We start from the raw sequence: 13,629 nt of genomic DNA on the forward strand, positions 1-13,629 counted from the left end.
CTTATCGTTTTAGGACTACAAATCCGGTTTTTGTTTGTGTTGCTCCACCTTCATTTATGGTAATATTGAAGAAATATGTGCCTTCGGGAAGGTCACTTGCTCCTAAAGAAGTTGCTTTATTAGCAGTACCTCTAAAGACATTTCTGCTATTATCATAATTCTTTATTTGAAAAACCAAATCGTTCCAGCGATTATAAATCTCAACGGTGTTGTCCGGGTACTGTTCAATACCATCAATATTCCAAAAATCATTGATACCGTCTCCATCAGGTGATAATCCGAATTTTATATCCGGCAATAGGTCCTCATTTGTTTCTTCTTCCAATTGAGTAGTAAATGATACTTCCGGGCAACCTATTGCGTTTCCGGCATCATTAAATGGAATAATTCTAACAAAATAGGTAGTTCCCTCTAACAGATTGTTTGAAAAGTTGTAGTTAGTAGTTATAACTTCATCTGCATCGACAATATCATTACCTCCGGCACTTGTACCTACAAAAACTTGATAGCCAATAGCGTCTGATACCGAGGTCCATTCTAAATTCGTTGTTATCGCAACATCTGCTTCTAGATTTTCTGGTTCAATCAGACTTGTACATTCCGGCACTTCTGCTGAACTAACAACTTGAGTGGTGAATTGTTCAGTTGAACAACCCATAGCCGCTCCAACTGCATTATATGGGATTATTGTTACCTCATAGGTGGTATCCGAATCTAAATCCGCTGCAAAATCATAGGTTGTGGTTGCGCTTACATCTTCATTATTTAACACCGTGGTCGTAGTCGCCGTATTAATAACCGTAACACGATAGCCCGTTGCATCTGACACTGTAGCCCATTCTAAATTAACATCTACTGCTACATCAGTTGCTCCTGCAACAGGGCTCGTCAGATTTGTACAGTCTGGAACTGTAGTAACTGTTGAAACCGTAGTAAACTGCTCCGTAGTACAAGCCGTTGCATCACCCACTGTATTATATGGTGTTATTGTAACCTCATAGGTGGTATCCAAATCTAAATCTGCTGCAAAATCATAGGTAGTAGCTGCACCTACATCTTCATTATTTATGACCGTGGTGGTAGTCGCCGTATTAATAACCGTAATACGATAGCCCGTCGCATCTGCCACTGTGGCCCATTCTAAATTAACATTTACTGCTACATCAGTTGCTCCTGCAAGTGGGCTCGTCAGATTTGTACAGTCTGGAACTGTGGTAACTGTTGCAACCGTAGTAAACTGTTCCGTAGTACAGGCCGTTGCATCACCCGCTGCATTATATGGCGTTATTGTTACCTCATAGGTGGTATCCAAATCTAAATCTGCTACAAAATCATAGGTAGTAGCAGCACTTACATCCTCATTATTTACAAGCGTGGTCGTAGTCGCCGTATTAATAACCGTAATACGATAGCCCATCGCATCTACCACTGTGGCCCATTCTAAATTAGCATCTACTGCTACATCAGTTGCTCCTGCAAGCGGACTCGTCAGATTCGTACAGTCTGGAACTGTAGTAACCGTTGCAACCGTAGTAAACTGTTCCGTAGTACAAGCAGTTGCATCTCCTACTGCATTATATGGTGTTATTGTAACCTCATAGGTGGTATCCAAATCTAAATCTGCTGCAAAATTATAGGTTGTGGCTGCACTTACATCTTCATTATTTACAAGCGTGGTCGTAGTTGCTGTATTGATAACCGTAACACGATAGCCGGTTGCATCTGTCACTGTCGTCCATTCTAAATTAACATCTACTGCTACATCAGTTGCTCCTGTAAGCGGACTCGTCAGATTCGTACAAGCAGGAACTGTAGGAACTGTATTTGTTCTAAAACTTTCTTCAATACAAGCAGTAGCATCTCCTTCTTCATTATATGGTATAATGGTCACATAGTGCGTTGTATTTTCCCGAAGATCCTCGTTAAAATTATAAAAAGTGTTTGCTCCTACATCTATATTATTGGCCACTTCAATACCATCTCTGGTAGTGCCTACAATTACCAAGTATCCGGTTGCATTTGCTACCGGCACCCAACTTAGACTTGTACCGACATCGACATTGGTTGACCCATCAGAAGGGCTTACCAAACTAGTACACTCAGGAGCTATAGGTATGATCTGAGTCCTAAAATTTTCAGTACTGCACCCTACCGCATCTCCTTCATCATTATAGGGAGTAATGGTAACCTCATAGATGGTATCTTCTTCAAGATCTGATGTAAACTCGAATGTAAGATCATTGTTTACATCAACATTGTTCACTACAAAACTCCCATCAGAGGTATCTACTACATTTAATCGATAGCCATCAGCGTTAGCAACAGCACTCCATTCGAGGTCCGTATTAACGACAATATCGGTCGCATTATTAAGTGGGATAGTTAGGTTTGTGCATTCAGGTAATTCAGGTGTTGGATTAGATGTTATCGTAAAACTTTCTTCAATACAAGGGCCGACTGCATCTCCTTCATCATTGAATGGAATTAATGTTACATAAACAGTTTCTCCTCCGGAGAAATCGCTTGCAAATTCAAAAAACGTATCATTAACGGTAACGTCATTTACCAAGGTGATATTCCCTGGATCCACGCGAACTGTTAAGCGATATCCGCGTGCAAAAAGTGCTGAATCCCATGCTAAATTTGTATTTACAGGAACATCGGTAGCTCCGTTTAAAGGGGCGGTTAATTGGGTGCATTCTGGAACAGGACAGTCTAAAACATCTCCTACGATATTCCAGCCAAAGTTATCAATAATTGATTGACGTTCTTCGAGAGCATCACAATAAGGAAGACTTAATGCACCAAGTGTAATGCCACTTGTCAGTGTTTGATCAGCCCAAGCAATTAATGTATTATCGTAGTTTGTTCTTGATAACGAAGTATTATCTAGCATATTGGTCATATCAGAAACATCACCGATATCCCAATCACCAAGATACTGATCAAAAGCAGATGCATCTGTAAACATTGACTCCATACTTACTGATCCTAAATCCCAACGGTCAAGCGATTGATTGTAGGCTATTGCATTTCTAAACATGCGATTCATATTCTGAACACCACGAACACGCCAGCTATTAATTGTTTGATTAAATTGTGAAGCCCCATCAAACATTTCTTCCATGGTTAGAACACCTCTTACATTCCAACTGTCTATTTCTCCATTAAACGAGGTCGCACCACTAAACATTCGCTCCATTGTAGTGACCGAAGCTACATTCCAAGAATTCATAGATTGATTATAGGAAGTTGCATTTTGAAACATTGCCAACATAGTGGTTACAAAAGAAACATCCCAAGTATCAATAGACTGATTAAAGTTGGAAGCCCCGCTAAACATTTCTTCCATGGTTAATACTTCTCCTGTATCCCAGTTTTGAAGTTGATTGTTAAAGAGTGTAGCGTTTTTGAACATAAGATCCATTCTCGTTACAGAGGCAACATCCCAGTTATTCATTTCACTATTATATGCAATAGCATCCTCAAACATTGAATTCATTAATGTAACAGAACTCACATCCCAATTAGCAATATCCTGATCAAAAACTTGTGCGTTTTTAAACATTGAGGCCATGTTTGCTACTGCACTAACATTCCAATTATCCAGGGGTTGATTAAATACAATTGCCCCTTCAAACATGGAACTCATATTCACTACAGAGTTTACATCCCAACTATTTAAAGGCTGATTAAATGATATTGCGTCTTTGAACATTGAATTCATATCAATTACCCTAGAAACACTCCAGTCAGCCATTGGTTGATTATATGCTGAAGCCATGTTGAACATATTGGACATGTTTGTCACGAAGGATACATCCCACGCATTTAAGTTTTGGTTAAAAGCAATGGCTTGAAGAAACATGCCGGACATTGTTGTTGCTGACGAAACATCCCAGCTGTTTAATGGCTGATTAAATACTGTTGCATCCGCAAACATTCTATTTAGGATCTGTACTGAAGAAACATCCCAACTGTTTAATGGCTGATTAAAAGCATTTGCACTTGAGAACATACTTTCCATAGTCGATACGTTACTAACGTCCCAACCGCTTATGTCCTGATTGAATGAGCGGGCCTCCTGAAACATACCTTCCATAGTCGCTACAGTACTTACATCCCATGAGTTTAATGGTTCATTAAAATCAACACACTTTCGGAACATTGTAGTCATATTGATAACATTGCTCACATCCCAACTATCCAAAGATTGGTTAAAGTCCATATCAATGTTGAATCCATCAAACATTCGAGCCATATCTGTTACACTACTAACATCCCAATTATCAAGCGGTTGATTAAAACGTGGAGTACTGAGAAACATATCTCTCATTGTGGTAACATTACTTACATCCCAGTCATTTAGTGGTTGATTAAAGTCTGACATCCCTATAAATGTTCTAGACATATTGGTTATAGTACTTACGTCCCAATCATTAATGTTTCCGTTGAAGTTTGAAGACTCAAACATTCTTGACATATCGGTTACACCAGAAAGGTCAGGCGTATCTGTGGCATTATAGCCAGTAAAACTTCTACAGGAATAAAAGGATGACTGCATCGATTCCCAGGCAATAGTTCCCCATTGATCAATTGTTAAAAGTTTCACATTATCTCTACTTGGACTACTGTAAAAATGGGTAGGATAATTTCCGATTATTGCGATGGTATAAATTCCGGGTACACGATAGGTGTGTATAATTTCTCCTGTCACATTATTATTGTATTCCCCATCACCCCAATCTATTGAATAATCATAGGTAAATGCACTATTCGCTTCAATACGCAGTTGATTCGCCAAAGTAGAACTTGAAGCTGTTATACTAGTATCAACTGTAAATTTAAAAGCATCGGGGCTATTTGTCCAGCTCTCTACAACAGTAAAACTTTCTTCGGCACAACCAGTAGCTGGCCCTTCGCCATTGTAAGGAATCACCTGCACATAAACAGTATCACCAGGAGTAAAATCATTTATAAAATCAACAGCTACAACATCACCAACATCTTCATTGTTTAAAATAACTTCTACTGTAGCGCCATTCTCCCTTCTCACACTTACTCGATATCCAGTAGCACCTGGAGCCGGAGCCCACCTTAAGTTAAAATTTGCAGGCACCCCAGTATCGCCATCTCTTGGCGAAAGTATTTCTGTACATACAACGAAGCTACAGTTAATAGTATCCCCCGTTATATTCCAATTATATGTATCAATAAGAGTTTGACGTGCATTACGACCATCACAATAGGTTAATCCATTTGCGCCTAAATTAACACCATCAGAAACAGTTTGCCCTGCCCACCCTATAAGCGTATTGTCATAATTGGCTTCTGACATTGCAGAATCACTTAACATGTTTTCCATGTTAGTCACATTGCTAATATTCCAACTGGCCAAATTCTGATCAAAAACCTCAGCATCAAAAAACATCTCCGACATATCCTCAACCTGACCCACATTCCAACTATTTAAAGGTTGATTAAAGGCTGATGCTTCTCTAAACATCCTTAGCATATTGGCAACACTCCCTACATTCCAACCATCTAAAGGTTGATCAAAGACAGTTGCACCTTCAAACATACTAGCCATTGATGTTACTGCAGAAACATTCCAACTATCTAAAGGTTGATTAAATACCACCGCGCGTCGAAACATTCCTGACATATTGGTTACGCTACTAACGTTCCAACCATCTAAAGGTTGATTGAAGACATTGGTCCCCTCAAACATAGAATTCATTGCTGTAACAGAAGAAACATTCCAATTACCAATTGGTTGATCAAAGTTTGCTGCATCTCTAAACATAAAACTCATATCAGTCACGTTACTGACATTCCATGCTGTTAATGGTTGATTAAAATCCATGTCAAGGATAAAGCCATCAAACATGCCCGACATATTAGTTACATTACTAACATTCCAATTATCCAGCGGTTGATTAAACCTGATAGCCCGATAAAACATATTCGACATATCAGTCACAGAAGAGACATTCCATCCATTTAGAAGTTGGTTAAACAAATTGTTTCCTGCGAACATGCTGGACATATTGGTCACATTACTGACGTTCCAATTGTCAAGTGGCAGATTATAACTACTGGATTCAAACATTCTTGACATATCAAGAACACTACTCACATTCCAATCATTTACCGAAAAAGTGAAATCTCCAGCTGACTGAAACATTGCGGACATATCAGTAACATTTGCTGTATTCCAATTGTTTATATTTTGATTAAAACTTGAAGCTCTGCGAAACATTCTTGCCATCGTTGTTACAGAAGTAGTGTTCCAACTATCTAATGGCTCATTGAACAATCCTGCACCGTTAAAAACATCTGACATGTCCGTCACAGAAATGGTATTCCAATTATCAAGAGGGCGGTTAAAAACACCTGCATCGAAAAATATCCCAGAAATATCTGTTATATTTCCAATATTCCAGCTATTGACTATTCCGTTAAAAGATGATGCTTCGCGAAACATATTCTTCAAGCTCGTAACCCTTGATAAATCTGGACTGTCGATCGCATCAAAATTTAAGTTTTCACAACCGAAGAAGGCATTTTCCATACTCTCCCATTCGATATTTCCCCATGACAAAATTTCAATTATTTTTCTTCGGTCGCCAGTACTATTGAAATAAATTGCTGGAAAATCTCCTGTAATCTCTACGGTATAAATTCCTTGGGTTGTATAGGCATGTGTTATATCACCTGTTATGTTCGTGTCCGTAGTTCCATCTCCCCAATCGACACTGTAATTATAGGTAAATGCTGAATTTGTGGGTATCGTAATCTCATTATCAGCGGAGGATCCTACTTCAGAAGTATTCCAAGTTGCACGAAATCCTTGAGCGTGTAATGCTGAACAGAAAAACAGCGAGCACAGGCCAAGTGCTAGCTGTAATAGGTTAGTTTTCATACTTTTTGTTTTGGGACAAAATGTGCATAAACATATTGATTAACATGTGATTATGCAAAACTTTTATTGTCCGATACAAAAATCACAGATTAAGTGCACGAATTAATCCCTGAAAACCGTGAAAAATAATTTAATAAAACTGAAAAACCCATCTATCAACATGACAAATGGGTTCTTAAAAATAATTTTATTCAAAGTCTACTCTGCGGCTTTAAACTCCTTAATCGCTTGATTAGGTTCTATAATGTTATATCCTTTCCAAAATTCAGGATTATAGGTCGGCATGTAAGTGGCCGATATCTTGTTATTTTCTTTAAATGCATCAAACACACTTTTATCGCTTTCATCGATATCAAAAACTACAACTTCGTATTTGTTAGCGGCTGTTGTGGCCATATCAAGCTTTACAAATAATTCATTCTGTTTACGACGCCCCTTTACATGTTTGTTTTTTTCTATGATTTTCAGAGGACGCCTAATTCCAAAACGCGAAGCATTTGAACTTTCTAAATATTTTAAATCGTATTTATTGTTTGTTTGATTTTTCTGAAATAATACAATTCCATCGCTTTTATATTGCTTAAATGAAATACCAAATAAACTGAAACTTTTAAGCGGCTTGACATTTTCATAATCGATACGGACAATTGCAAAATCATCTGCATTTACATAAACACGTCCTTTATAATCTTCCTTTCGTTTCGGTTCAAAATCCATCACATATACCGCCGCATCACCTAAATAGGTGAAATCTACATGAGTAAACTCATATCGATTCGATTTTGTAATGAAATTTCGGTTGCTATCTTCATCAAAAAATAAGGTTTTAAAAATTCTGCCAAGAGTATTCCTTCGGTATTTTGCAAAGTTTTCCTTTCGTTCGGCTTCTCTTTTTTTCTGTTTTTCAATTTCTTCTTGGGCTACAGCTACTTTCGTTGAATCCTGATCAGAACCAGAAACCATGTCATCCATTTCTACTTTTTGGCCAAACAATCCGGACTTAATTTTGAAGTACGAATTAGGTTTTACGTTTTTCTTGATAATATCATTAAACTTATCCTCTAAGGCCGACATTCCCACTTCATTAGTCTTATCATATAACTCAGAAGCTTTTATCATGTTTATTTTCTGATTTTCTTTTGAATAATCACCATACAAATCACAAAGTATTTCTGAATAGTAATCATACTTTTTAGGAAGCGTATTTAAAACACTATCTAAAAATGGTTTGTTTAATTCGTCAATAGTAGACTTTTTAAACTCATAATCAGTTTTTACAAAGTTTTGATGGTTTGACTCTCTAAAAAATATCTTCTTCTTGGTAAAATTGAAATTATAATTGTTTTGGATATTCTCTTTAACCTTATCAATTACTTCCTCGGGAGTCAAATTACTATTGGTGACAACAACAGCATTGAGCTCGATTGCTTTTGGATTTAATAAAATCACCTCCTCTGTAAATTCTTGGAGTGGTTTTCCTAATTGTTCATATCCGATAAATGAAATAAAAAGTGAATCAGTTGGCTTTGTATTTGCTGGCAACTGAAAAGTAAATTTCCCTTCGGCATTAGTAATAACTCCCTTTTTATTCGCTAAAAAAATATTCACAAAAGGAAGTGCTTCATTCGTCTTGGCATCAACCACTTTTGAGCTAATGACTTGCGATTTAAGGAAAAATGGAAACGATAAAAGAATAAAAATGAATAGTCGAGTAATTTTTAGTTGCATAGTTTTAATTTAAAATGCGAATAAATGCATATGAAAACAATTTCGTAGATCAATTTAGAAATCGTTAAGGCTATTTTATTAATATTTTAACCTTACCACCATGAATGATGCCAAATTGATAGTGCTTTTGAAATAAGACGAACTACTACCAAAAAAGTAACAGCAATCGCACCTGTTAAAGTACTCTCCCACAAAACAAAAATGTGATTGATGTGCTAAACGACTATTTTCAAAAAAGCTGTATTTTTAACAATACAAAACACACTTTCCCCTTTAAGTAGATATTCAACCCAACCAAGACTGAATGAAGAATTTTTCTCATAAGCTATCTTTTTTATTAATCGCTGCATTAGCGTACTATAGTTTTAAGGGTATAATGCCCTCTAGTTACTCTAAAAGTGATGCCCCTCTCGAACAATTTTCAACAGAACGAGCTTTAATTCAAATATCTCAAATAGCCCAAGAACCACATTATGGTAGCACAAAGGCTCATACAAAAGTGCGTGAATATATCACCGTAGAGCTTGAAAAATTGGGATTAAAAGTTGATATTCAAGAAGGCTATTCCCTAACCCAATGGAATAACATGGCCAAAGTAAAAAACATCATTGCTCGAATTAAAGGCTCTGATAGTTCAAAAGCGCTACTGTTACTTTCGCATTACGACAGCAACCCGCATTCTGCCATTGGTGCCAGTGATGCTGCTAGTGGCGTTGCTACTATTTTAGAAGGTGTTAGAGCCTATCTGACCAACAATAAACCGAAGAATGATATCATTATTTTAATTACTGATGGTGAAGAACTTGGTCTAAGCGGCGCTGATGTATTTGTAAATCAACACCCCTGGGCAAAAGATGTAGGCCTAGTATTAAACTTTGAAGCCAGAGGTAGTGGAGGGCCTAGTTTCATGTTCGCTGAAACTAATGGGGGTAACGCTAATCTAATTAAAGGCTTTAAAAAGGCTAACCCAGATTTTCCAGTTTCTAATTCTTTGTTGTACAGCATTTATAAATTACTTCCTAATGATACCGATCTTACAGTTTTTAGAGAAGATGGGAACATTGATGGTTTCAACTTTGCTTTTATAGATGACCATTATGATTACCATACCGCAAATGATAATTATGCGAATCTGGATAGAACAACACTAGAGCATCAAGGCAGCTATATTATGCCATTACTTAGTTACTTTGCCAATGCCGATTTGAGCACTATAAAATCGGAAAATGATCATGTATTTTTCAATTTTCCCATTTTTAAGATAATCTCGTATCCATTTACCTTGGTATACCCAATGCTTTTAATTGGATTGGTCATTTTTGGTTGGCTTATTGTTTATGGTATGCGCACAAAAAGACTTCAGGTAAATGAGATTTTTAAGGGTTTTATTCCGTTTTTAATACTATTATTAGCAAGCGGATTAGTTGGTTATTTCTTATGGCCTTTATTGAAATTAATGTATCCCGACTATCGAGAAATACTCCATGGATTTACCTATAACGGCCATTGGTATATTGCGTTTGCAGCATTTTTGGTAGTAGGTATGGCATTTTTGTTATACCATAAGTTTTCAAAACCGGTTTTAACAGTTAGTCACTTTATTGCTCCTATTACTTTTTGGCTCATCATTAATATTTTAGTAGCGCTATATTTACGAGGAGCTTCTTTCTTCATTATACCAGTTTATTTTGCATTATTTGGCCTATTCGTTTGTATTCGACAAAAAAAACCAAATTTGTTGTCAATGACGCTATTATGTGCTCCTGCCATTATTATGTTTGCTCCTTTTATTGAGATGTTTCCAGTTGGTTTGGGTTTAGCAATGTTAGTTACCTGCACCACTTTTACCGCTTTATTATTTAGTTTAATACTGCCGGTTTTTGGTTTTTATAACCGAAAGAAACTTCTAGGGTATGGATTCCTTATTATTGCATTAGGCTGTTTTATTACAGCTCATTTTAAATCGGGTTTTAATGATAAAAGACAAAAGCCAAACAGCTTACTCTATGTGTACAATGCCGATACCAATAGTGCCAATTGGCTTACTTATGATGAAAAGTTAGATAATTGGACACGCCCTTTCTTAAATGAAGATGTTGAAAAAGTAGAGGGTACAGATATTATGTACAGTAAATATGGTACTGATTTTACCTACAGTAAAAAAGCTGAAAATAAGGCATTAAGAACTCCGGTAATTGATATAGCTCTTGACACTATTATTGGTAATGAACGAAAAATATCATTATGCATAAGTCCGCAAAGATTTGTGGATCGATTTGAGTTTTTTGCTGATAGACAATTCAATTTTAACAGCTTTGTTATTAATGGTGTTATAAAAGACAAAAAAGAAAACGAATCTTATGTCTTTGGAAGCAGAAGAAGTAGTCGATTATTTGCTTTCTTTATGAATGATCAAGAACCGCTGAATCTGGAATTTAGTTTTCCCAAAGATGAAAAACCTAGTTTACAATTTTATGAATCGTCCTTCGATTTATTAACCAATGAGCTATTTAATGTACCTGAAAGATCACAAGATATGATCCCAAAGCCTTTTGTATTGAATGATGCTGTGGTGGTTAAAAAAGAACTCAGGTTTTAAATGAAACCAAAAATTGCCATTATTGGTTGCGGATGGTTGGGTTTTCCTTTGGCTAAAAAATTAATTGAGCAAGGTTTTGAAGTAAAAGGAAGTACAACCTCTGTTACTAAAATCGATACGTTAGAAAAAGCTGGCATTCTACCTTTTCAAATAACAATTTCTGAAAATGAAATAGTAGGTGATATTGATAGGCTGCTTCATGAATGTGAAATAGCCATTGTTAACATTCCACCACGGCTTCGAAAAAATCCTTCCTCAAACTATTACCAAAAAATTGATCTTCTTCGGTCAAAAATTGAAGATTCTACAATCAACAAACTTCTTTTTATAAGTAGCACATCCGTTTATAACAATCAAAATGAAGTAATAACTGAAAAAACAGTATTGAAGCCTGACACCCAAATTGGAAAACAACTTTTGGATGCAGAACAATTAATAAAGGATAGCAAAAACTATGAAACAACCATACTTAGGTATAGTGGTTTGATCGGACCTGATCGCCATCCTGTAAAATTTCTTTCCGGTAAAAATGACTTAAAAAATGGAAATAATCCGGTCAACCTAGTTCATTTAGAAGATTGCATTGACGTAGTTTTCTTCATTATAAATAATGCATTATGGAAAGATGAGTTTAATATAGCGTATCCAGATCATCCTACTAGAGCGTCATATTACATTAAAGCAGCGAGGGACAGAGCTCTTGCATTACCAATTTTTCAAAAGAATGTAAATTCTGGTGGTCATAAAATAATTTCTTCAGAAAAGATTCAACGTCTTGGTTTCCGCTTCAAAAAACCCATTTAAACCTTTAGCATCTCGTTAAGATTTAAAGTGAATTATTTTGTTAGCTTTGGGCGCAATTAAATTAACTATAGGATTATGAAGCAATTAATTTGTGTACTGGGTATGTTTATGGCTTTTGCGGTCAATGCCCAATCAAACAACGAGCTTACAAAACATTATGAAGCGTATTATGCGCAAATGAAAAAACAAGGTGATGTACAGGGTGTAATAAATGCACTAACGCATTTAAATGTTTTGAAACCGGATCAAGGTCGTACTGACACCTTGGCATATTTATATGCCAACGGAAGAAACTATCTTCAAGCATTAAATACCATCGGAATTGAAAAAAATGCGTCAGATTCAGATTTGGCAGTTGAGGTAAAAGCCATTTCATTAAAAGCGATGAATCAATTACCTCGCGCCATAGAACAATATGAAGAGCTGAACAAACGCGCACCGAATCCTTATTTGGCATACGAATTAGCTGATCTAAAAATTCAGACTAATGATGTTACAGGAGCTACCACGCATATAACATATGGTCTTGCTAATGCCAAAGATGATATGAAGCGCGCTTTTTATGAATCGCAACAACCTTATGAAACTAGTTTAAAGGCTGCTTTCACCTATTTAAAAGGGCTAGCTGAGCTTCGCAAAGATCAAAAGAACATAGACGGTGCTTTGACATTTATTAATCAAGCACTTAATATGGATCCTAACTTTAATATGGCACGTATTAGTCGGGATGCTCTTGAGAATAGAAAGAAACAAGCAGCAGCAGCAGCCAAGAATTAAACTTTTTTAGTTGATATTAAAAAAGGAGGCTATTGGCCTCCTTTTTGTTTGGTATTTGAATAAGAGCTATAAAACCCTTAGTTAGTTTTAAACTGAAATACTTCTGAAGTCGATGTATTCCCTTGACTATCAGTAGTAATTACATTCCAAAAATATGTTGTTGTTGACGCTGTAGTAACATCCAAAGATGTCGTTGCAGCATCTGTAGTTCCGGCACTAGTAAGACTTGAACTATCTGTTCCGAAAAATACCTCATAACCAGTAATATCATTGTCAATATCACTCCCTGTCCAACTTAATACAACGGTACCTGAAGAAACCGTAGACCCCATTGTTGGTGCTACTACTCCAGCCGGGAAAGGGGCATAATTTTCAACTGGCTCACCTGCGTTATAAAAACGAGCAGTACTTGTCGTAGCCGTTTGAGTAGTATTATCTCCTTTAGAAACCACCTCCCATGAAAAAGGAGCACCACGTTGAATCGTGATTGTTTCATTTGTTGCCGTAACATCGCGTGTTGTTGTAACGTTTGTATTTAAGTTGGTAACACGGACAGTGTATCCCACTGTATTTTGCCCAGCGTTCCAGCGAAAGTTAACATCACTAGTATTTGCTGTAATATTTGTTCCTTCATTACATTCCGTATTATCCGCTGGAAAAACCAAAGTTGCCGCAGTTGGTGCTGGTCCTTCGGGCGGTGGTGGTGGAGGTCCGTCGTCGCTTCCTCCTCCGCATGAAACTCCAATTAACGCAATAGCCGCTAGTGCAATGTTTTTTATGTTCGAGGTCTTCATAT

Annotated in this window: 6 protein-coding genes; 3 read left to right on the forward strand and 3 right to left on the reverse strand. The window is 36.7% G+C overall.

Annotated features, from left to right (window positions below; translation table 11 throughout):
* Nucleotide 1: 1 nt before the first annotated feature.
* Together ABN763_RS13820 and ABN763_RS13825 are read right to left on the reverse strand one after the other, a co-directional pair.
* Entirely contained in the window at nt 2-6,925 is a 6,924-nt protein-coding gene (locus tag ABN763_RS13820; RefSeq protein ID WP_410486073.1) for a BspA family leucine-rich repeat surface protein, read from the reverse strand.
* A gap of 198 nt (nt 6,926-7,123) precedes the next feature.
* The gene (locus ABN763_RS13825) at nt 7,124-8,653 is read right to left on the reverse strand and encodes a carboxypeptidase-like regulatory domain-containing protein (RefSeq protein ID WP_410486074.1); all 1,530 of its coding nucleotides are present in this window, start codon (nt 8,651-8,653) and stop codon (nt 7,124-7,126) included.
* A 304-nt stretch (nt 8,654-8,957) separates the two neighbouring features.
* On the opposite strand from ABN763_RS13825, the gene ABN763_RS13830 reads away from it, so the two are divergent.
* The 3 genes from ABN763_RS13830 (at nt 8,958) to ABN763_RS13840 (ending at nt 12,833) form a co-directional block, all read left to right on the forward strand.
* On the forward strand, nt 8,958-11,252 hold the full coding sequence (locus ABN763_RS13830) for a M28 family peptidase (protein ID WP_410486075.1): 2,295 nt from the start codon (nt 8,958-8,960) through the stop codon (nt 11,250-11,252).
* Nucleotides 11,253-12,056 (forward strand): NAD-dependent epimerase/dehydratase family protein, encoded by an 804-nt coding sequence (locus ABN763_RS13835; RefSeq protein ID WP_410486076.1) that lies wholly within the window; start codon nt 11,253-11,255, stop codon nt 12,054-12,056. It begins immediately after the preceding gene.
* A gap of 75 nt (nt 12,057-12,131) precedes the next feature.
* A complete protein-coding gene (locus ABN763_RS13840; RefSeq protein ID WP_410486077.1) occupies nt 12,132-12,833 on the forward strand; it encodes a hypothetical protein in 702 nt (233 codons plus the stop codon).
* 77 nt (nt 12,834-12,910) lie between these two features.
* Here ABN763_RS13840 and ABN763_RS13845 read toward each other — a convergent pair whose 3' ends face one another.
* Nucleotides 12,911-13,627 carry a hypothetical protein gene (locus tag ABN763_RS13845; protein ID WP_410486078.1) on the reverse strand — a complete coding sequence of 239 codons (717 nt, stop codon included), beginning with the start codon at nt 13,625-13,627 and terminating at the stop codon, nt 12,911-12,913.
* Nucleotides 13,628-13,629 lie beyond the last annotated feature (2 nt).

Origin of the sequence: Spongiivirga sp. MCCC 1A20706 (genome assembly GCF_046524175.1) — a bacterium.
Classification (GTDB): Bacteria; Bacteroidota; Bacteroidia; order Flavobacteriales; family Flavobacteriaceae; genus Spongiivirga.

Excerpts from the sequence above, each read along its gene's own strand:
- ABN763_RS13820 (WP_410486073.1), bottom strand. The coding sequence starts at position 6,925 with ATGAAAACTAACCTATTACAGCTAGCACTTGGCCTGTGCTCGCTGTTT.
- ABN763_RS13825 (WP_410486074.1), bottom strand. The coding sequence starts at position 8,653 with ATGCAACTAAAAATTACTCGACTATTCATTTTTATTCTTTTATCGTTT.
- ABN763_RS13830 (WP_410486075.1), top strand. The coding sequence starts at position 8,958 with ATGAAGAATTTTTCTCATAAGCTATCTTTTTTATTAATCGCTGCATTA.
- ABN763_RS13835 (WP_410486076.1), top strand. The coding sequence starts at position 11,253 with ATGAAACCAAAAATTGCCATTATTGGTTGCGGATGGTTGGGTTTTCCT.
- ABN763_RS13840 (WP_410486077.1), top strand. The coding sequence starts at position 12,132 with ATGAAGCAATTAATTTGTGTACTGGGTATGTTTATGGCTTTTGCGGTC.
- ABN763_RS13845 (WP_410486078.1), bottom strand. The coding sequence starts at position 13,627 with ATGAAGACCTCGAACATAAAAAACATTGCACTAGCGGCTATTGCGTTA.